Annotated in this window: 18 protein-coding genes; 6 read left to right on the plus strand and 12 right to left on the minus strand. The window is 67.3% G+C overall.

The window, feature by feature from the left end; genetic code table 11:
• Positions 1-10: 10 nt before the first annotated feature.
• From ACTJLF_RS12285 to ACTJLF_RS12305, 5 genes are all read right to left on the minus strand, one after another.
• Entirely contained in the window at positions 11-1,021 is a 1,011-nt protein-coding gene (locus ACTJLF_RS12285) for an ABC transporter substrate-binding protein (RefSeq protein WP_440883164.1), read from the minus strand.
• 52 nt (positions 1,022-1,073) lie between these two features.
• Positions 1,074-2,111 carry a LacI family DNA-binding transcriptional regulator gene (locus ACTJLF_RS12290; protein WP_019654285.1) on the minus strand — a complete coding sequence of 346 codons (1,038 nt, stop codon included), beginning with the start codon at positions 2,109-2,111 and terminating at the stop codon, positions 1,074-1,076.
• A gap of 156 nt (positions 2,112-2,267) precedes the next feature.
• Positions 2,268-2,783, minus strand: a complete 516-nt coding sequence (lspA, locus tag ACTJLF_RS12295) for a signal peptidase II (RefSeq protein ID WP_019654284.1) — start codon at positions 2,781-2,783, stop codon at positions 2,268-2,270.
• The gene (ileS, locus tag ACTJLF_RS12300; RefSeq protein WP_019654283.1) at positions 2,783-5,632 is read right to left on the minus strand and encodes an isoleucine--tRNA ligase; all 2,850 of its coding nucleotides are present in this window, start codon (positions 5,630-5,632) and stop codon (positions 2,783-2,785) included. The genes lspA and ileS overlap by 1 nt, the downstream gene beginning before the upstream one ends.
• Positions 5,633-5,755: 123 nt before the next feature.
• Positions 5,756-6,793, minus strand: coding sequence for a bifunctional riboflavin kinase/FAD synthetase (locus ACTJLF_RS12305; protein ID WP_145760520.1), 1,038 nt, complete (start codon positions 6,791-6,793; stop codon positions 5,756-5,758).
• 166 nt (positions 6,794-6,959) lie between these two features.
• Here ACTJLF_RS12305 and ACTJLF_RS12310 point away from each other — a divergent pair, with 166 nt between their 5' ends.
• Complete coding sequence (locus ACTJLF_RS12310) at positions 6,960-7,520, plus strand: HNH endonuclease (RefSeq protein ID WP_019654281.1); 561 nt, start codon at positions 6,960-6,962, stop codon at positions 7,518-7,520.
• A gap of 16 nt (positions 7,521-7,536) precedes the next feature.
• Here the strand turns inward: ACTJLF_RS12310 and ACTJLF_RS12315 are convergent, their stop codons facing one another.
• The 4 genes from ACTJLF_RS12315 to ACTJLF_RS12330 form a co-directional block, all read right to left on the minus strand.
• On the minus strand, positions 7,537-8,328 hold the full coding sequence (locus tag ACTJLF_RS12315) for an enoyl-CoA hydratase (RefSeq protein ID WP_440883165.1): 792 nt from the start codon (positions 8,326-8,328) through the stop codon (positions 7,537-7,539).
• 16 nt (positions 8,329-8,344) lie between these two features.
• A complete protein-coding gene (locus ACTJLF_RS12320) occupies positions 8,345-9,706 on the minus strand; it encodes an alpha/beta fold hydrolase (RefSeq protein WP_440883166.1) in 1,362 nt (453 codons plus the stop codon).
• 152 nt (positions 9,707-9,858) lie between these two features.
• Positions 9,859-10,974 (minus strand): acyl-CoA dehydrogenase family protein, encoded by a 1,116-nt coding sequence (locus ACTJLF_RS12325; RefSeq protein ID WP_019654278.1) that lies wholly within the window; start codon positions 10,972-10,974, stop codon positions 9,859-9,861.
• 13 nt (positions 10,975-10,987) lie between these two features.
• Positions 10,988-12,169: an acyl-CoA dehydrogenase family protein gene (locus ACTJLF_RS12330; protein WP_019654277.1), complete on the minus strand. Its 1,182-nt coding sequence runs from the start codon at positions 12,167-12,169 to the stop codon at positions 10,988-10,990.
• 161 nt (positions 12,170-12,330) lie between these two features.
• On the opposite strand from ACTJLF_RS12330, the gene purN reads away from it, so the two are divergent.
• Complete coding sequence (gene purN / locus ACTJLF_RS12335) at positions 12,331-12,927, plus strand: phosphoribosylglycinamide formyltransferase (RefSeq protein WP_440883167.1); 597 nt, start codon at positions 12,331-12,333, stop codon at positions 12,925-12,927.
• Between the two features lie 37 nt (positions 12,928-12,964).
• Positions 12,965-13,285, plus strand: a complete 321-nt coding sequence (locus ACTJLF_RS12340) for an I78 family peptidase inhibitor (RefSeq protein WP_019654275.1) — start codon at positions 12,965-12,967, stop codon at positions 13,283-13,285.
• Positions 13,286-13,354: 69 nt separating this feature from the next.
• On the opposite strand, the gene ACTJLF_RS12345 is transcribed toward ACTJLF_RS12340, so the two are convergent.
• On the minus strand, positions 13,355-13,588 hold the full coding sequence (locus ACTJLF_RS12345; RefSeq protein WP_019654274.1) for a DUF1653 domain-containing protein: 234 nt from the start codon (positions 13,586-13,588) through the stop codon (positions 13,355-13,357).
• Positions 13,589-13,641: 53 nt separating this feature from the next.
• Between ACTJLF_RS12345 and ACTJLF_RS12350 the strand changes: the two genes are divergently transcribed.
• The 3 genes from ACTJLF_RS12350 to ACTJLF_RS12360 all read left to right on the plus strand — a co-directional run bounded on the left by ACTJLF_RS12350 (position 13,642) and on the right by ACTJLF_RS12360 (position 18,157).
• On the plus strand, positions 13,642-15,495 hold the full coding sequence (locus ACTJLF_RS12350) for a M48 family metallopeptidase (RefSeq protein WP_440883168.1): 1,854 nt from the start codon (positions 13,642-13,644) through the stop codon (positions 15,493-15,495).
• A gap of 39 nt (positions 15,496-15,534) precedes the next feature.
• The gene (locus tag ACTJLF_RS12355) at positions 15,535-16,806 is read left to right on the plus strand and encodes an RsmB/NOP family class I SAM-dependent RNA methyltransferase (RefSeq protein WP_440883169.1); all 1,272 of its coding nucleotides are present in this window, start codon (positions 15,535-15,537) and stop codon (positions 16,804-16,806) included.
• A 136-nt stretch (positions 16,807-16,942) separates the two neighbouring features.
• Positions 16,943-18,157, plus strand: coding sequence for a DesA family fatty acid desaturase (locus ACTJLF_RS12360; RefSeq protein ID WP_019654271.1), 1,215 nt, complete (start codon positions 16,943-16,945; stop codon positions 18,155-18,157).
• A 185-nt stretch (positions 18,158-18,342) separates the two neighbouring features.
• Here ACTJLF_RS12360 and rpmG read toward each other — a convergent pair whose 3' ends face one another.
• A complete protein-coding gene (rpmG, locus tag ACTJLF_RS12365) occupies positions 18,343-18,516 on the minus strand; it encodes a 50S ribosomal protein L33 (RefSeq protein WP_007830291.1) in 174 nt (57 codons plus the stop codon).
• 11 nt (positions 18,517-18,527) lie between these two features.
• Positions 18,528-18,761 carry a 50S ribosomal protein L28 gene (gene rpmB / locus ACTJLF_RS12370; RefSeq protein ID WP_019654270.1) on the minus strand — a complete coding sequence of 78 codons (234 nt, stop codon included), beginning with the start codon at positions 18,759-18,761 and terminating at the stop codon, positions 18,528-18,530.
• Positions 18,762-18,809 lie beyond the last annotated feature (48 nt).

Below are 18,809 nucleotides of genomic sequence, written 5' to 3' on the forward strand. Positions count from 1 at the left end.
CGGCATCCGCTCAGCGGACTTCCTTCAGGTACTCGTTGGAGAAGGCCTTCTGCGCGGCGGCCATGCGGCCGTAGTCCACGCTCTTGGCACGCGCGTACTCGCTGGCCGGCAGGAACTGGGCCTCGATGTCCTTGGGCATGGCGCTGGCGCGCACCGGACGCAGGTAGGCCTTGGCCCAGATCGCCTGGCCTTCGTCGGACAGGGTGAAGTCGAGCACCTTCTTCGCGTCGGCCGCGTGCGGGGCCTTGGCGACCAGGCTCATGACGTAGGGAACGGCCAGCGTGCCTTCGCTCGGGATCACGAAGGCGACGTTGGCCTTGTCCTTGTACTTGGCGCGGTAGGCGTTGAAGTCGTAGTCGAGCAGGATCGCGATCTCGCCCGAGAGCACGCGCGCATAGGAGGTCTGCTTCGGCACGATGGGCTCGTTCTTCTGCAGCGCCTTGAAGTAGTCGATTGCCGGCTTGAAGTTGTCGAGCGTGCCGCCGCGCGCCTCGTTCACCGCGACCGCGCCGACGTAGCCGACGAAGGCCGAGGCCGGGTCGAGGTAGCCGATCAGGCCCTTGTACTCGGGCTTGAGCAGGTCGGCCCACGACTTCGGCACCGGCTTGCCCTTGAGCGCGTCGACGTTGACCATGAAGCCCAGCGTGCCCGAGTGGATGGTGAACCAGTTGCCGGCCGGGTCCTTCAGGCCGTCGGGGATGTCTTTCCAGGCGGCCGGCTTGTAGGGCTCGACCAGCCCGTCCTTGGCGGCCTGCACCGCGAAGGTCACGCCGAGGTAGGTGACGTCGGCGACGGGGCTGGCCTTCTCGGCGGCCAGCTGCGCGAGCGACTGGCCGGAGTTCTTGTTGTCCGGCGGCACGGTGATGCCCGTCTTGGCCTTGATGGCCTTGAGCTGGGTGCCCCAGTCGGCCCATTCGGTCGGGCAGTTGTAGCAGATGGCGGTCTGGGCCATGGCGCTGCCGGCTGCGAGCGTGGCGGCGAGCAGGCCGAGGCGGGCCAGGCGGTGGAAGCGAAGAGACATGATCGAAAGGCTCCTTGGATGGATGTAGGCAGGTAACGGGGGGTCTTGAGGGTCAGGGAATTGCGGCGTTGTTGTCCTGGCTGTCGTTTTCGTTCTCGTGCGCCGAGGCGCACGACTCGCCGTCTCGAAATGAATGCGCAAGCAGCAGGCTCGCGTCGGCCTGCAGCGCGGCGCCGCTGGCCATGGCCTGGATCAGCAGTTCCACGCTGTGGCGGCCGATGTCGCTGTTGGGCTGGGCGATGGTGGTGAGCGCGGGCGTGAGGTCTTCGCCGAGCGCGATGCCGTCGAAGCCGACCACGCTGAGGTCGCCCGGCACGGAAAGCCCGCTGAGGTGCGCGGCCCGGATGCTGCGGATGGCCAGCAGGTCGTTCGAGCAGATCAGTGCCGTGGGGCGGTTGCGCGCCTGCAGCTGCTTCGAGAGCGCATCCACCGCGGTTTCGACGAAAGGCACCTCGATCAGCGCAGGCGGCGGCAGGCCCGCTTCGGCCATGCCCTTGCGAAAGCCGCGATAGCGCTGCTGCGCGCGGTCGGAGGCGGCGAGCGTGCCGCTGACCATCGCGATGCGCCGGTGGCCCAGCAGCACCAGCCGCGCGACCGCATCGGCCACCGCGCTTTCGCTGTCGACCGACACGCAGGGGTGCGCGGGGTGGCGGTTGTAGGCCAGCACGTAGGGCACGCCGGCCGCCTGCAGGCGGGGCAGGGCGGCCGAGGTCGAGGGGTTCGACACCACGAGGATCAGGCCGTCGACGCTGCCCGCGAGCAGCAGATGCACGGCGCGCTCCTCTTCTTCGATCCGGTAGCCGGTGGTGACGGGGATGATCGCGTAGCCCCCGGCGATGGCCGCGCGCGCGATGCCCTGCAGGCATTCGGCGAAGGTCGGGTTCAGCAGGGTGGGCAGCACCACGCCGAGCACGCGGCTGCGCTGGGTGCGCAGGGTGCGGGCGCTGGCGTTCGGCACGTAGTTGAGCTCGCGCGCCACGCGTTCCACCAGCTCGCGCGTGGCGGGCGTCACCTTGTCCGGAAAGTTGAAGGCGCGCGAGACGGTGGCCACCGAGACCCCGGCTTTGGCTGCAACGGCTTGGATGCTCATCGTGCGGTGCTCATGTAATCGTTTACATTGAACCGCGGCAGTATGACTTTGTTATGACATGGCGAGAAAGCGGGAGAAACCCTCGGCTTTCGCAGGCAGTGCGGGCCAAAAGAAAAGGGGCCCTGCGGGCCCCTTGTTCTGGATTTCGATGAGCTTTTACTTGCCCCGGCGGACCCGCCGGATCTCGTCGACGATCAGGCAGATCGCCCCGAGCGTGATGGCGCTGTCGGCCGCGTTGAAGGCCGGGAAGTACCAGTTGCCCGCGTGGAAGCTCAGGAAGTCGACCACGTAGCCGTGCATCATCCGGTCGACCACGTTGCCGATGGCGCCGCCCAGGATGCAGGCCATGGAGAACGAAAACAGCTTCTGCCCCGCGTGCGACTTCAGCATCCACACGATGAACACCGCCGCGCCCACGCCGATGGCGGTGAACAGCCAGCGCTGCCAGCCCGAGTGGTCGGCGAGGAACGAAAAGGCGGCGCCCGTGTTGTGGGCGCGCACCACGTTGAAGAAGCTCGTGACGTAGGTCGCGTCGCCCAGCTTGTAGTAGCCCAGGATCAGCGTCTTGGTGAACTGGTCGATGATCACGATGATCACCGCCAGCCCGAGCCAGGGCCAGATGCTGCCGCCGCGCGAACGCGAGGCGGACGACATGGAACGGGCGGCGGCCATCAGGCAACGCTCCGCGATTCGCCTGCGCCGAACAGGTTGCTGGTGCAGCGCCCGCAGATCGTCGGATGGGCCGGGTCGTGGCCCACGTCGTCGCGGTAGTGCCAGCAGCGCTCGCACTTCTGCGCGGCGCTCGGCGTGACCACCGTCGAGAGCGTCTCGCCCGCGGCCAGCGCGATGGCGGAGGTGATGAAGACGAACTTCAGGTCCTCGCCCAGCGAGCCCAGCAGTGCGAAGTCGTCGGCCGGGGCCGTCAGCTGCAGGTTGGCCTGCAGCGACGAGCCGACCTTGCCTTCGGCGCGCACGGCCTCGATGTCCTTGTTGACCACGTCGCGGATCTCGCGGATGCGGTTCCACTTGGCCAGCAGCGCCTCGTCGGGCGCGGCGAACTGGCTGTAGGTCTGCGTGAAGATCGAGTCGCCCGGCTTGCCGGTGCCCACGATCTTCCAGGCCTCCTCGGCGGTGAAGCTCAGGAAGGGCGCCATCCAGCGCAGCATCGCCTGCGCGATGTGCCACAGGGCCGTCTGCGCACTGCGGCGCGCCAGCGAACCCGGGGCCGTGGTGTAGAGGCGGTCCTTCAGGATGTCGAGGTAGAAGCCGCCCAGGTCTTCCGAGCAGTAGATCTGCAGCTTGGCCACCACCGGGTGGAACTCGTACACCTTGTAGTGCGCGAGGATCTCGGCCTGGAACTGCGCGGCGCGCGACAGCGCGTAGCGGTCGATCTCGAACAGCTGGTCGAGCGGCACGCCGTCCTTCTCGATGTCGAAGTCGCTGGTGTTCGCGAGCAGGAAGCGCAGCGTGTTGCGGATGCGGCGGTAGGCGTCGACCACGCGCGCCAGGATCTTGTCGTCGCCCGCGATGTCGCCCGAGTAGTCGCTCGCGGCCACCCACAGGCGGATGATCTCCGCGCCCAGCTTGCTGCTGATTTCCTGCGGGTCGATGCCGTTCTTGAGCGACTTGCTCATCTTGATGCCCTTGGCATCGACCGTGAAGCCGTGCGTCAGCAGGCCCTTGTACGGCGCGCGGTCTTCCAGCGCGCAGGCGATGAGCAGCGACGAATGGAACCATCCGCGGTGCTGGTCGTGGCCTTCGAGGTACAGGTCGGCCTCGGGCCCCGTCTCGTGGTGCACGGTGGGGTGCGTGCCGCGCAGCACGTGCGAGAAGGTCGAGCCCGAGTCGAACCACACCTCGAGGATGTCGGTGCTCTTGGTGTAGTGCGGCGCGTCCTCCGCCCCGAGGATTTCCTCGACGGTGACGCGGCTCCAGGCCTCGATGCCGCCCTTTTCGACGATGTCGGCGGCCTGGTCGAGGATCTCCATGGTGCGCGGATGCAGCTCGCCCGAGTCCTTGTGCAGGAAGAACGGGATCGGCACGCCCCAGCTGCGCTGGCGCGAGATGCACCAGTCGGGCCGTCCGGCGATCATGTCGTGCAGGCGCGCCTTGCCGTTCTCGGGGTAGAAGCTGGTCTGCTCGATGGCGTCGAGCGCGGTCTGGCGCAGCGTCTTGGGCGCCTTGTCCTTGGTGAACACGCCCTCGCCCTCATCCATGCGGATGAACCACTGCGCGGCCGCGCGGTAGATCACCGGCGTCTTGTGGCGCCAGCAGTGCGGGTAGCTGTGGGTGATGGTCTCGGTGGTCAGCAGGCGGTTGGCATCGCGCAGCGCGGCGATGATCTCCGGCACGGCCTTCCAGATGTTCTGGCCGCCGAAGAGCGGGAAGTCGGGCGCGTAGCTGCCGTTGCCCTGCACCGGGTTCAGGATGTCGTCGTAGGCCACGCCGTGGGCGACGCAGGAGTTGAAGTCGTCCAGGCCGTACGCGGGCGAGGAGTGGACCAGGCCCGTGCCGTCGGTGGCGGTGGCGTAGTCGGCCAGGTACACCGGCGACAGGCGCCTGTAGCCGGCGTCCGCGTCGTACAGCGGATGCTCGAACTCGAGGCCGCCGAGCTTCTCGCCCTTGACCGTGGCCAGCACCTTGCCGTCGAGCGCGTAGCGCGTCATGCACATCTCGACCAGCGAGTTGGCCAGGATCAGCAGGCCGCGCTCGGTGTCGACCAGCGAGTACTCGAGCTCGGGGTTCAGGTTGATCGCCTGGTTGGCGGGGATGGTCCAGGCGGTGGTGGTCCAGATCACGGCGAAGATGTCGCCCAGGATCGTGTGGTCGGTGCCGAAGGCCTTGAGCACCTTCTCGCGGTCGTGCGCCTTGAAGGCGACGTCGACGGTCTGGCTCTTCTTGTCGGCGTACTCGATCTCGAACTCCGCCAGCGACGAGCCGCAGTCGAAGCACCAGTACACCGGCTTGAGGCCGCGGTAGACGAAGCCGCGCTCGATCACGCGCTTGAACGCGCGCAGCTCGCCGGCCTCGTTGGCGAAGTCCATCGTCTTGTAGGGATGGTCCCATTCGCCCAGCACGCCCAGGCGCTGGAAGTCGGCCATCTGCTGGGCGATCTGCCCGGTGGCGAAGGCGCGGCTCTTGGCCTGCATCTCGTCGCGGCTGAGGTTGCGGCCGTACTGCTTTTCGATGGCGTTCTCGATCGGCAGGCCGTGGCAGTCCCAGCCGGGCACGTAGAGCGCGTCGTAGCCTTCGAGCTGGCGCGCCTTGGTGATCATGTCCTTCAGGATCTTGTTCACCGCGTGGCCCATGTGGATCTGGCCGTTGGCGTAGGGCGGGCCGTCGTGCAGGATGAACTTGGGCGCGCCGTGGCGGGCGTCGCGCAGGCGGTGGTAGACACCTTCGTCATTCCATTCCTTCACCCAGCCCGGCTCGCGCTTGGGCAGGTCGCCGCGCATCGGGAAGGGGGTGTCGGGCAGGTTCAGCGTGGAACGGTAGTCTTTGGGGGAAGCAGCGTCAGACATGTTGGGTGCGAAACAGAGGGGGCTTGGACAGGCTCAGCCCGAACTGCATGAAGCGTGTCGGTGCGGAAGGTGAAGCCGTTCGCCCTGAGCTTGTCGAAGGGCGGCAGCACGGTGCGTGCAGGGCTAAATTCGGTCCCGCGTGGTCTGGCGGTGGGTTTCGGCGTGGGTCGATGCGAAGAACGCGCGAGCGTCGCGGCCATCCTTCGCGATGCCCGCGGTGAGGGCCTCGAGGCTGGTGTAGCGCAATTCGTCGTGCAGTTTGTGCAGGAGTTCCACGCGGACGATTTTACCGTAGGCCCCTTCGGCTCCCAGATGGGAGGGCCACTCCAGGCAATGGGTTTCGAGCAGCACCCGCCCGCCGTTGACGTCGTTGGCGTCCAGCGAAGGGCGCACGCCCAGGTTGGCCACGCCCGGCAGCGGCCGCTCGGACAGGCCGTGCACCAGCACCGCGAAGATGCCGCTGGCGGCCGGCTTCCAGTGCTTGAAGCGCAGGTTGAGGGTGCGAAAGCCATCGTCCTTGCCCGGCGCCGAGGCGCCCAGCGCGCGGCCCAGCTTGCGGCCGTGGACCACGTGGCCCGAGATGGCGTACGGACGGCCCAGCAGGGTGTGGGCGTCGGCCATGCGGCCTTCGGCCAGCGCCTCGCGCACGGCGGAGCTGGACACCCGCAGGCCGTGCACCTCGTAGCTGTTCATGCGCGCCACGTCGAAGCCGTGGGTATCGCCGGCCGCGTCGAGCATGGCGTAGTCACCGGCCCGCCTGGCGCCGAAGCGGAAGTCGTCGCCCACCAGCACGTAGCGCGCGCCCAGGCCGTCGATCAGCACCTTCTGGATGAATTCCTCCGGCGACTGGGAGGCCAGCCGGGCGTCGAAGGGCAGCACGACGGTCTGCGTCACGCCGCAGGCGGCCAGTTCGCTGAGCTTGTCGCGCAGCGTGCCGATGCGCGCCGGCGCGAGGTCGGGCTTCTTGGTGACGGCGGCGAAATAGTCCCGCGGATGGGGCTCGAATGTGAGCACGCAGCTCGGCAGCCCGCGCTGGCGGGCCTCGGTCTGCAAGAGCGCGAGCATGGCCTGGTGGCCGCGGTGCACGCCGTCGAAATTGCCAATGGTGAGGGCGCAGGCGGGGGCAACGCCAGGGTGCCGGAAGCCACGAAAAACCTGCATCGGTGAGTATCTTTTTGATAGCGCCTTCCGCCCGTCGATTGGGCGGATCAGGCCGATTTGTCACAAAGCCGGTATATTGTGACGCAGTGCGTTGATCGGCGTGGGTCTCCAACGCGCTCCGTGTCCCTGGTCTTTCCGTGTTCTCTCCCTTTTCGAGGAGGCGTGTGTGAAGGTCTTGAAGCTGTCGGCCCAAGGGCTGCCCCAGTCATGGATTTCGCTGGAACAGGCGGTGATCCACTACGCCGCGGACGAAGTCCGCTGGGAAGTGGGTGCGCAGGTGGCGGTGTTCCGTGGCGGCCACAACGCGATCACCGGCGAGCAGTCGCAGATCGCGATCAACAGCATCATCGGCACCAAGGGCGTGCCCCGCATCAACCCCTTCGCGCTGCGCCCCGGGCTCACCAACAGCAAGCTCTTCGCGCGAGACCGCAACATCTGCGCCTACTGCGGCGGCCACTTCCACGAAGACGAACTCACGCGCGAGCACATCATCCCGTTCGCCCAGCGGGGCATCGACACCTGGATGAACGTGGTCACGGCCTGTAGGCCCTGCAACCACCGCAAGAGCAGCCGCACGCCCGAGCAGGCCGGCATGCCGCTGCTGTATGCGCCCTACGTGCCCAGCCTCTGGGAAGACTTCATCCTGCGAAACAGGCGCATCCTCGCGGACCAGATGGAGTTTTTGATGGCGCACCTGCCGCAGAGCTCGCGGCTGCACGATTCCTAGCTGGCCGGCCGCCTGATCAGCGCTTCCAGGCCGGCGGGCGCTTCTCGATGAAGGCCTGCACGCCTTCCAGCGCGCTCTCGTCCATCATGTTGCAGGCCATGGTCTGGCTGGCATCGGCCAGCGCTGCCTCGATGCCGGTTTCGAGCTGGCGGTAGAAGAGGGCCTTGCCCAGCGCGAGCGCGGTGCGGGGCTTGGCGACGATGCTGGCGACCAGCGATTCGACCGTCGCATCCAGTTCCCCGGCCGGAGCCACGCGGTTGACCAGGCCCTTCTCGCGCGCCTCCTGCGCGCTGATGAATTCGCCCGTCACCAGCATCTCGAAGGCTTGCTTGCGCCCGAGGTTGCGCGAAAGCGTGACGCTCGGCGTGGCGCAGAAGAGGCCGACGTTCACCCCGCTGACCGCGAAGCGCGCGTCGCTCGAAGCCACCGCCAGGTCGCAGACCGCGACCAGCTGGCAGCCCGCCGCCGTCGCGATGCCGTGCACGCGCGCGATCACCGGTACGGGCAGCTTCTGTATCGACAGCATCATCGCGCCGCAGCGCTCGAACAGCTGCTCGTAATAGTCGAGCGAGGGCGCGGCGCGCATCTCCTTCAGGTCATGGCCGGCGCAGAAGGCCTTGCCGGCCCCGGCGATGACCACCGCGCGCACGCCGCCGTCGGCCGTGACTTCGCCCAGCGCCTGCTCGAGCGCGCCGAGCATGCCTTCGGAGAGCGCGTTGAACGCGGCCGGCCGGTTCAGCGTCAGTGTGACCACGCCGCGCGCGTCGCGCGACTGCAGGACGAAGGGAGCGTCGTTGCCGTCTGTCATGGCCTGCTTGCCTTGTTCAGTAGGTCAGTTCGAGCACCGTCACGTGCTCCCTCGCTGCGGGCCAGGTCAGGCCGGTGATGCGCTCGCCGTTGAATTCGCCCGTCACCGCGCGCTGTGGTTCGGCGGCGGCGGTACGCAGCCGCGAGCTCGACACGCCCGAGCCTTTGGGCGGTACGCCCGCCGGCGGGCTCTGGCCGTCGAAGCGCATGGTGTCGCGCTGGGCGTCGAAGTAGCCGCGCGGCCGGGTGAAGACGACGACCGCGCCGGTGCTGCCGTCGGCCGGCGTGACGCGCTCCGGCTTCAGGTTCACCACGCCGCTGCTGCGCGGGAAGGGGCTGCGGTAGATGTGGGTGGTGCCGTAGCTGGGCGTGGCCAGCACGAATTCGTAGGCCGCGTCCCCCCGCGCCTTGAAGGGCCCCCAGCGGCCGTCGGCGCCGATGGACTTGGTGAAGACCGCTTCGCCGAGCCGGGCGCCGGTGGCTGGATCGACCGCGTAGACGGTGACCGTGGCACCGTTGAGCGGGAGGTTCTCGGCACCGAGCGCGCGGCCGTTGAGCACGACGGTCGCCTCGGGCGCGACCTCGGTGGTGCGGGGTGCCTGTCCGGTCAGGAACTGCCAGGTCGCGGCGAAGGCGGCGGGCGAGAAGGAGGTCTCGCGGTGGTCGACGCGCGGCAGCACGATGTTGGTCGCGCCCTTGAGCGCCGGCCCGTCGAAGCCGATGTTGGTCGGCTTGCCGGGGGAGCCGATCCACACGCCGTCGGGCTGCGCGTACTTGTCGTTGTTGTCGGAGCGCAGCGTCAGCCATTTCACGCCGGGCGTGACTTCCTCGCCGTTCGGTCCCTTCGGCGCGTTGAGCTGCTGCATGAAGCCCGAGAGCCCCGAGAACTCGTTGTTCTCGCGCAGGCCCTTCACCGCCCAGATTCCGTGAGCCGGGTTGCCGCCCAGCACCACGTGACTCACGACCGCCGCGCCGCCGCCGTTCTGCACGTAGTTGCGGATGGTGTTTCCGCCGCGCGAGTTGCCTATCAGCACGACCTTGCTCGCGCCCGTGGCCTTCAGCACCTTGTCGACCTCGGCCTTGAGGAACACGGCCGATTCGCCGGTCGAACTGCGCCCGGGTTGCGCCACGGCGTCATCGTCGCGAGCCACCGGGTTGGGCTGGTCCACCGCGAAAAGCCGGTCGCGCGGCCAGCCGTTCGATTCGAAGCGCCAGATCGTCGTCTGCCAGAGCGCGGCCGAGTCGCCGTTGCCGTGCATGAACACGATCGGCGGGCGCTCGGTGTAGGAAGGCGTGGGAGAGGTGGCGCAGGCGGTCAGCATGGCGGCAGTGGTTCCGGTGGCGGCCATGGCGACCAGAAGAGAGCGGCGAGTCTGCATGTTTCGTTCCTGGGGTCCGGGTGTGAGGGGCCAAGTGAAAACGCCCGCCAGCGCGAAGCGGGCGGGCGTTGGATGCTAGCGGAACACCGCGGAGCCGGCTTCGCCGGGCCGCGGCGACACGAAGTGTGCGCAGCCCGGGGGCGAGCCTTGTCCTAGGCGAAGACGCCGGCGGTGTCCTGCATGCGGGCGGAGACTTCGCCCAGGTGGTGCAGCGTGTCGCCGAAGGTCATTTCCATCTGCGTGAGCTTGCGGAAGTAGTGGCTGCCGATGTATTCGTCGGTCACGCCGATGCCGCCGTGCAGCTGCACCGAATTCGCGGCAATGTAGCGCATCGACACGCCGAGCTGGTACTTGGCGCGGGCCAGCGCCTGGCGGCGCTCGTCGGCCGGGGCGTTGAGCTTGAGCGTGGCGTAGTAGCTCATCGAGCGGGCGAGCTCCAACTGCATCTTCATGTCGGCCACGCGGTGGCGCAGCGCCTGGAAGCTGGAGATGACCACGCCGAACTGCTTGCGCTGGTTCAGGTACTCGACGGTGAGGTCCACGGTCTTGTCCATCACGCCCACGCCTTCGGCGCAGAGGGCGGCGATGCCGACGTCCACCGCGTATTCGAGCGCGGCGAGGCCGTCGAGCGTCAGCAGCGTGGCGTCGGCCTTGTCGAACACGACCTCGGCGGCGCGGGAGCCGTCCTGCGTGCCGTAGCCGCGCGCTTCCACGCCGCTGGCGCTGCGCTCGACCAGGAAGAGGGCGATCTTGCCGTCGACCTTGGCCGGCACCAGGAAGGCATCGGCTTCATCGCCCACGGGCACCACGCTCTTGGCGCCGGTCAGCGACCAGCCGTCGCCAGCCTTGGCGGCGTGCGCCTCGCACACGTCGAGGCGCCACCGCGCCTTTCGCTCCTGGTAGGCCAGCACCACGATGGCCTGGCCGCCCGCGATGCGCGGCAGCCAGCTTTCCTTGGTGTCGGCGCCCGCGTAGCCGCTGAGCACCGCGCCGGCGATCAGCGTCTGCGAGAAGGGCTCCAGCACGATGCCGCGGCCCAGTTCTTCCATGACGACCATGCCCGCGACCGGACCCATGCCCAGGCCGCCGTCGTCCTCGCTGATGTAGAGGCCGCCCAGGCCGAGCTCGGCCAGTTCGTCCCACGCTTCGCGCGAGAAGCCGCCCTTGGCCTCGATGCCGCGGCGGCGCTCGAAGTCGTAGCCCTTGTCGACCCACTTGCGGACCGCGTCGCGCAGCTGTTCCTGGTCGTCGGTGAAATTGAAGTCCATGCTCGTTGTCTCCTCAGCCCAGAACCGTCTGCGCGACGATGTTGCGTTGCACTTCGTTCGAGCCACCGTAGATGGTGGTCTTGCGCATGTTGAAGAAGGTCGACGCCAGCGGCGCGAGCGCCGGGTTGCCGCCGGGGAAGTTGCCCTGCCAGCCGGCTTCCATCGCCTCGCGGATCAGCGGCAGCGAGTAGGCGCCGCCGGCCAGCATCATCAGTTCGCTGTAGCGCTGCTGGATCTCGCTGCCGCGGATCTTGAGCAGGCCCGCCACGTCCAGCGAGTTCTTGCCCGAGGTGGCGGCAGAGAGCACGCGCAGCACCATCATCTCGAGCGCGACGATGTCGACTTCGAGCTTGGCGATCTCGTCGCGGAAGCGCTGGTCGTCATAGGCGCCTTCGGCCTTGGCGATGCGCTTGAGGCGCTCGAGCTCGCGCTTGGCGCGGTTCACGTCGGCGATGTTGGTGCGCTCGTGCGAGAGCAGGTGCTTGGCGTAGGTCCAGCCCTTGTTCTCCTCGCCGATCAGGTTCTCGGCGGGCACCTCGACGTTGTCGAAGAACACCTCGTTGACCTCGTGGCTGCCGTCGAGCAGCTTGATCGGGCGCACGGTGACGCCGGGCGACTTCATGTCGAGCAGCAGGAAGCTGATGCCGGTCTGGGGCTTGCCCTCGCTGCTGGTGCGCACGAGGTTGAACATCCAGTCGCCGTACTGGCCGAGCGTGGTCCAGGTCTTCTGGCCGTTGACGATGTATTTGTCGCCCTTGCGCTCGGCCTTGGTCTTCAGCGAGGCCAGGTCGGAGCCCGAGCCCGGTTCGCTGTAGCCCTGGCTCCACCAGACTTCGCCGCTGGCGATGCCGGGCAGGAAGCGCTTCTGCTGCTCCGCGTTGCCGAAGGCCATGATCACCGGCGCGACCATCACGGGGCCGAAGGGCACGATGCGCGGCGCGCCGGCCAGGGCGGTTTCTTCCTCGAACAGGTGGCGCTGGATGGCGGTCCAGCCCGGGCCGCCGAATTCCTTCGGCCAGGCATAGCCGAGCCAGCCCTTCTTGCCGAGGATCTTGGCCCAGCCTTGCAGATCGTCGCGCGTCAGTTCGAGCGCGTTGTGTACCTTGTGAGAAATCTCCTTGGGAAGGTTGTCCTTGACCCAGGCGCGAACTTCTTCGCGGAACTTCTGTTCTTCGGGTGTGAAGCTCAAATCCATGCGTGCCTCGCTGTGTTGATCGGTCCACCGCAGACGCGGTCGGTGTGTCTCCGGAATCGCGAGTTTTAGCACGGTCGTGCTGTGATGCGGTGTCCGCGCCGCGACAAGCGCGGCTTGCCGGACGAGGTGGCGGATGCCGGGCACGGATAATCCCGCCTCCCATGAAGAACATCGTGATCCTGATCTCCGGCGGCGGCTCCAACATGGAGGCCATCGTGCGCGCCGCCGGGCGCGACCGCTGGGCCGAGCGCTTCGGCGCCCGCATCGCCGCCGTCTTGAGCAACAAGGCCGAGGCCGGCGGTTTGGCCATCGCCAGGGCCCAGGGCATCGACACCGCGGTGGTGCCGCACAAGGATTTCGCCACCCGCGAGGACTTCGACGAGGCGCTGGCGAAGGTGGTCGACGGCTACGAACCGGCACTGGTGGTGCTCGCGGGGTTCATGCGCATCCTGACACCGGGCTTCGTCAACCGCTATGCCGGCCGGCTGGTCAACATCCATCCCTCGCTGCTGCCGGCATTTCCGGGGCTGAACACGCACCAGCGCGCCATCGAGGCGGGCTGCAAGGTGGCTGGCGTGACGGTGCACCAGGTAACAACTGAGCTCGACCACGGACCGATCCTCGCGCAGGCGGTGGTGCCCGTGCTGCCTGGTGACACGGCGGCCGCGCTGGCAGCCCGGGTGCTCTCGCAGGAGCATCTGTTGTATCCGCGAGCCATCGCCGGTTGGCTCGCGGATACATCGAGTCACAATGAGTAAAGTTGTTTATATTGGTGGGTTTTCGGGAGTCAGAAAAGTGAAGAACCAATCGTTGCTGCTGGCGCTTGCAGGCGCTGCCCTGATGGCGGGCTGCGCCGCTCCGGCGCCTGCGCCCGCACCCGCGGCACCTCCTGCGCCGCCGCCGGAGCCGGTGTATCAGTGCAATGCGGACGGCGCCCGCTTCGCCGTCGGCCAGCCGCTGTCGCCGCAGCTCGAAGCAGCCGCCCGTGTGCGGGCCGGGGCCGGCACGGTGCGCGTCCTCAAGCCGGGCGAAGCGACCACGATGGAACTCAATGGCGGGCGGCTCAACCTCGACGTCGACGCCCGCAACCGCGTGACGGACGTCCGCTGCGGCTGACCCTCTCCGGATTGCTGCGAAAAAGGTAGCAACCAGACCAGGCAGGATGAACTTTGGCAGCCTGTCTGGTCAGATCGGTGTGAATCTTCTGCGGGCGACGCCGTCTATCTCCACGGTTTCGCCGAACATGGCGGCCGGCCGGACCCAGAGGCCGTGCGCGCCGTACAGGGCGCGGTACAGCGTCATCGGCTCCAGCGTCTCGCTGTGGCGCACGGTGCCGAGCACTTCGTATTCGCCGCCCTTGTAGTGGCGATAGCGGCCGGGAGGCGTTTCGATCAGGGGAGGGAGGTCTTCGTCGTTCAACGGCGGCTTGCCTTTCTTCAAAAAACTGGCGGGCTTGATTTGACTGGAGTCGGATGGATCGCGCTGATTTTGTTCACCTGGTTCGACTGAGCGAGCATGCCAGTGCGGACGACGGCGCGCGCTATCGACGCAGCGTCGCGGCCTTTGCCGCGCTCGGCTACCTGTGGGTGCTGGGCTGCCTGGGGCTGTCGGTGGGCATCATCGCCTGGGTCCTTTCCACGATCGGCGAACAGCGCTTCAACTTCACGCGCGGCTGGCTGCTGCTGTTCGCCCTGGGCCTGCTGTGGGCGACGCTTCGCGCGCTGTGGGTGCGCTTCGACGATCCCGAGGGCATCGAGCTGCGCCGGGAAGACGCGCCCGCTCTTTTCGAGGCGCTGGATCGCATCCGCGCCCGCATCAAGGGGCCGCCGGTCCACCACGTCTACCTCGATGACGACTTCAACGCCAGCATCCGGCAGGTGCCGCGCTTCGGCCTGTTCGGCGGCGCCGTCAATTCGCTGAGCATCGGCCTGCCGCTCCTGATGATGCTCGACCGCCGGCGGCTGCTGTCGGTGCTGGCCCATGAATACGGCCACCTGCGGGGCAATCACGGCCAGCTCAGCGCGTGGATCTACCGCACCCGGCTGTCCTGGCTCAAGCTCGATGCCAGCCTGCAGCGCAACGAAGGCGTGATGGCGCTGTTCTCGCAGGCCTTCTTCCGCTGGTACTTCCCGCGCTTCGCCGCCAAGACCTTCGCGCTGGCGCGGCAGGACGAATACGAGGCCGACCGCATCGCGGGCCGGCTGCTGGGAACGTCGGTGGCGTCGGCCGCGCTGACCGAGATCGCGATCAAGGCCAACTGGTACGCCAACGAGTTCTGGCCCTGGCACTGGGCCCGCGCCGAGCACGAACCGCTGCCGCCGGGGCCGTTCGAGGCGCTGCGCAAGCGCGTGCGCACGCCCCCCGACGACAACTTCGCCCGCCAGGCACTGCGCGAGGCAATGCGCCGCGTGAGCGACCTGGAAGACACCCACCCGGTGCTGCGCGACCGGCTGGAGGCGCTGGGCCAGACTGCGGCCATGCCCGAGTGGTCGATGCGCCCTGCGCTCGAGATGCTGGCCGACCGCAAGAAATGGATCGCGCATTTCGACAGCCAGTGGCGCCGCGCCCATGCCGCCGACTGGAAGCAGCACCATGCGCACCGCTCGCGCATCCGCGAGCGCATCGCCGTGCTGGCCGCCCGCGGCGACCGCAACACGCCCGACGAGATGGTCGAATGGGCCGATTCCGAGCGGCGGCTCGACCCGTCCGCCGCCGTGCGCGTGCGCTACGAGAGCGCGCTCCAGATCGCTCCCGAGCACCCCGGCGCGCTGCGCGGACTGGCCCAGATGCTGCCGGCGAGCGATCGCGAGGCGCGTCTCGCGGTGCTCGAGCGACTGCACGGTTCGGGCGCGGCCAGCCGGTGGTGGGCCGCCAAGAGCGCCGTGGCCTCGCTGGAGGACCCGGACTCGGGCCCGCACGACGAAGAGGCGCTGAAGCTGTGGCGCAGCCGCCTCAAGGAGGCGGAGGAGGCGGAGGCGCGCGCCTGGGAGGAGATCACCGGCACGCCCTTCTTCAGCCAGATTTCGCGGCACGACCTGAGCGACTTCGAACTGGGCGAGCTGCGGGCCGACCTCGTGCGCTGCCTGCCGGCCTCCCGGGCCTGGCTGGTGCGCAAGAACCTGCGCGAATTCCCGTGGCGCCGCGCCTACATCGTCTTCGTCGAACTGCCGGGGCTCGACGACGAGGACCGCTGGAACCTCTGCCGCCAGCTGGAACAGACGCTCACCCTGCCGGGTGCCGCGCTGGTGCTGTGGGCCGGGCATTCGCCGAAGCTCGAAGACGTCGAGCGCGAGGCTTTCGGGGCGGTCTGGGTTCGCGACGCCTAGGACTCCGGCCGGGTTTCCCGCGGCTGAGACAATCGGGGAATGCATCCCAAAGCCCTGTTGGAGGCCGCCGCCGATCTGGTCGGCCTCGTCCTGAAGTTCGATCACCCTGCCGATCAGGTCGTGTCGCGGTTCTTCCGCGACCACCGCGAGTTCGGCCCGCGCGAGCGCGCGACGCTCGCCGAAACCGTCTACACCGTGCTTCGCAAGAAGCTGCTGTTCGATCACCTCTCGCCCTCGGGCAGCGGCTCCAAGGAGCGCCGGATGGCGATCCTGGGTTTCCATGGCCCGCGCGACTTCCTGAAGAGCGCGCTCAACGACACCGAGAAGCGCTGGCTCGACAACTGCGACGCGGTCAAGGCCGACGACCTGCTGGAGCGCCATCGCCACAACCTGCCCGAGTGGCTCGTGGCGCCGCTGAAGGCGCAGCTCGGCGAGGGCTTCTGGCCGCTGGTGGCGGCCCTGCAGGAGCCCGCGCCGCTCGACCTGCGCGTCAATGCCCTGACCGACAAGCGTGCGGATGTGAAGGCTGAGCTTGCGCTGGCTGCTATCAAATCGGAAGCAACGCCGTTCTCGCCCTGGGGCCTGCGCATCGAAGGCAAGCCGGCGCTGACCAAACTCGATGCCTTCGCCCGCGGAGCCATCGAGGTGCAGGACGAGGGCTCGCAGCTGTTGGCGCTGCTTCTGGATGCCAAGCGTGGCGAGATGGTGGTCGATTTCTGCGCGGGGGCGGGCGGCAAGACGCTGGCCATTGGCGCCACGATGCGCAACACCGGCCGCCTCTACGCCTTCGACGTCTCGGCACACCGGCTGGACGCGCTCAAGCCGCGTCTGGCGCGCAGCAAGCTGTCGAACGTGCACCCGGCCGCCATCGCCCATGAGCGCGACGACCGGATCAAGCGCCTCGCGGGCAAGATCGACCGCGTGCTGGTCGACGCGCCCTGCTCGGGGCTGGGGACGCTCAGGCGCAATCCGGACCTGAAATGGCGGCAGTCGCCGAAGTCGGTGGAGGAACTGACCGTCAAGCAGACGGCCATCCTGCAGAGTGCCGCGCGGCTGGTGAAGTCGGGCGGGCGTCTCGTCTTCGCCACGTGCAGCGTGCTGCCGGAGGAGAACGAGGCCATCGCGGAGGCCTTCAGCGCGGCCAATCCCGACTTCGTGCCGGTGGATGTGGCGGATTTGCTGCAGGGGCTCAAGGTCGAGGGTTTCGAGGCGCTGTGTGCCGGCGGGGAGGGCGGCAGGCGCTATCTGCGGCTCTGGCCGCACCTGCATTCGACCGACGGTTTCTTTGCCGCAGCCTGGAACCGCAAATAGAGGACGGACTCCAAACTAGGGTTAATCTGCGCTTTTCGTGAAGGTTTAAAGGGCTTGTTTTAGGCCCTCGCGCCTTAAAATCGCGGGTTATCTGAAGGCTGCACATTCGTGTGGCCATGATGGAGTACCTGACTCAATGTTGCTTCCTGACTCCGCCGTCCTCAATGCGGCCATCGATTGGCTCGGACACGGCCTTTGGGATCTCACCTGGTGGCAGATCGTGCTTTACACGCTCGCCACCACGCACATCACGATTGCCGCGGTCACGATCTTCCTGCACCGCACGCAGACGCACCGGGCCATGGATCTGGGCCCGATCCCGTCGCATTTCTTCCGCTTCTGGCTCTGGATCGGCACCGGCATGGTGACGAAGGAGTGGGTCGCGATCCACCGCAAGCACCACGCCAAGTGCGAAACGCAGGACGACCCGCACAGCCCGCAGGTCAAGGGCATTGAGGAGGTGCTCTGGCGCGGCGCCGAGCTGTACCGTGCCGAGTCGAAGAACAAGGAAACGATGGAGCGCTACGGTCACGGCACGCCCGACGACTGGATCGAGCGCAACCTGTATTCGCGCTACAGCTGGCAGGGCGTCGGCCTGATGCTGGTCCTGAACCTGGCGCTGTTCGGCACGCTCGGCATGGCCGTGTGGGCTGTGCAGATGCTCTGGATTCCGATTACCGCTGCCGGCGTGATCAACGGCATCGGCCACTACTGGGGCTATCGCAACTTCGAGGCGCCCGACGCAAGCCGCAACATCATGCCCTGGGGCCTGATCATCGGCGGCGAAGAGCTGCACAACAACCACCACACGTACCCCACATCGGCCAAGTTCTCGGTCAAGAAGTACGAGTTCGACATCGGCTGGATCTACATCCAGGCGCTGCAGAAGCTGGGTTGGGCCAAGGTCAAGAAGGTGCCGCCGAAGATGCTGATGGGCGATATCCAGCCCGTGGCTAACGAGAAGACGCTCGAGGCCGTCATCGCCAACCGCTACGAAGTCATGGCCGGCTATGCGCGTGAAATGCGCCGCGCCACCAGCCAGGAGCTGGCTGCCCTGAAGAACAAGGGCGCCGACCTGTCGGTGCTCAAGGCTGCCAAGCGCTGGCTGCACCGCGACGACGACAAGGTGCCTGCATCGGCCCGCTCGCACGTGGTGCAGGCTCGTGCCGCGCATCCAGTGCTCGACAAGATGGTCACGATGCGCGAAGAGCTGCGCCAGTTGTGGCTGAACACCTCGCAGTCGCGCGAGCAGCTGGCGGCCGATCTGGCGGCCTGGTGCCATCGTGCGGAAGCCAGCGGCATCGCAGGCCTGCGCGACTTCTCGACCCGCCTGCGCGCCGCTCGCGCCTGACGCGAAGCGGGGCTCTCCCCGAAAAAAGCCGGCCCTCAGGCCGGCTTTTTTATGGCCGTCGAATTCTCGCGGGTGCCAGATTCCCAATGAAAGAGGGCAGAGCGAAAATACGAAACGTGTAGAGACAGGCAATAAAAAACCCGCTGTGTTTGCAGCGGGTTTTTTATTTGGAGACCTGAGCCGAATTACTTCAGCTTGATTTCCTTGTATTCGACGTGCTTGCGCGCCTTGGGGTCGAACTTCATGATCGACATCTTTTCAGGCATCGTCTTCTTGTTCTTGCTGGTCGTGTAGAAGTGGCCGGTACCCGCGGTGGATTCCAGCTTGATCTTTTCGCGTCCGCCTTTGCTCGTTGCCATGATTCAGCTCCTTAGGCTTGGCCGCGTGCACGCAGGTCTGCGAGCACGGAGTCGATACCGTTCTTGTCGATCAGGCGCAGCGCGGCGCTCGAAACACGCAGGCGAACCCAACGGTTTTCACTTTCGACCCAGAAACGGCGGTATTGCAGGTTCGGCAGGAACCGGCGCTTGGTTTTGTTGTTGGCGTGGGAAACGTTGTTTCCGACCATCGGGCCCTTGCCCGTTACGTCGCATACGCGTGCCATGAGGACACTCTTTCTTGAACAGCTGGCACCGGGGCAATCAGGGCGATT

Origin of the sequence: Variovorax sp. 22077 (genome assembly GCF_052044195.1) — a bacterium.
Classification (GTDB): Bacteria; Pseudomonadota; Gammaproteobacteria; order Burkholderiales; family Burkholderiaceae_C; genus Variovorax; species Variovorax atrisoli.

Excerpts from the sequence above, each read along its gene's own strand:
- ACTJLF_RS12285 (WP_440883164.1), bottom strand. The coding sequence starts at position 1,021 with ATGTCTCTTCGCTTCCACCGCCTGGCCCGCCTCGGCCTGCTCGCCGCC.
- ACTJLF_RS12290 (WP_019654285.1), bottom strand. The coding sequence starts at position 2,111 with ATGAGCATCCAAGCCGTTGCAGCCAAAGCCGGGGTCTCGGTGGCCACC.
- lspA (WP_019654284.1), bottom strand. The coding sequence starts at position 2,783 with ATGGCCGCCGCCCGTTCCATGTCGTCCGCCTCGCGTTCGCGCGGCGGC.
- ileS (WP_019654283.1), bottom strand. The coding sequence starts at position 5,632 with ATGTCTGACGCTGCTTCCCCCAAAGACTACCGTTCCACGCTGAACCTG.
- ACTJLF_RS12305 (WP_145760520.1), bottom strand. The coding sequence starts at position 6,793 with ATGCAGGTTTTTCGTGGCTTCCGGCACCCTGGCGTTGCCCCCGCCTGC.
- ACTJLF_RS12315 (WP_440883165.1), bottom strand. The coding sequence starts at position 8,328 with ATGACAGACGGCAACGACGCTCCCTTCGTCCTGCAGTCGCGCGACGCG.
- ACTJLF_RS12320 (WP_440883166.1), bottom strand. The coding sequence starts at position 9,706 with ATGCAGACTCGCCGCTCTCTTCTGGTCGCCATGGCCGCCACCGGAACC.
- ACTJLF_RS12325 (WP_019654278.1), bottom strand. The coding sequence starts at position 10,974 with ATGGACTTCAATTTCACCGACGACCAGGAACAGCTGCGCGACGCGGTC.
- ACTJLF_RS12330 (WP_019654277.1), bottom strand. The coding sequence starts at position 12,169 with ATGGATTTGAGCTTCACACCCGAAGAACAGAAGTTCCGCGAAGAAGTT.
- purN (WP_440883167.1), top strand. The coding sequence starts at position 12,331 with ATGAAGAACATCGTGATCCTGATCTCCGGCGGCGGCTCCAACATGGAG.
- ACTJLF_RS12350 (WP_440883168.1), top strand. The coding sequence starts at position 13,642 with ATGGATCGCGCTGATTTTGTTCACCTGGTTCGACTGAGCGAGCATGCC.
- ACTJLF_RS12355 (WP_440883169.1), top strand. The coding sequence starts at position 15,535 with ATGCATCCCAAAGCCCTGTTGGAGGCCGCCGCCGATCTGGTCGGCCTC.
- ACTJLF_RS12360 (WP_019654271.1), top strand. The coding sequence starts at position 16,943 with ATGTTGCTTCCTGACTCCGCCGTCCTCAATGCGGCCATCGATTGGCTC.
- rpmG (WP_007830291.1), bottom strand. The coding sequence starts at position 18,516 with ATGGCAACGAGCAAAGGCGGACGCGAAAAGATCAAGCTGGAATCCACC.
- rpmB (WP_019654270.1), bottom strand. The coding sequence starts at position 18,761 with ATGGCACGCGTATGCGACGTAACGGGCAAGGGCCCGATGGTCGGAAAC.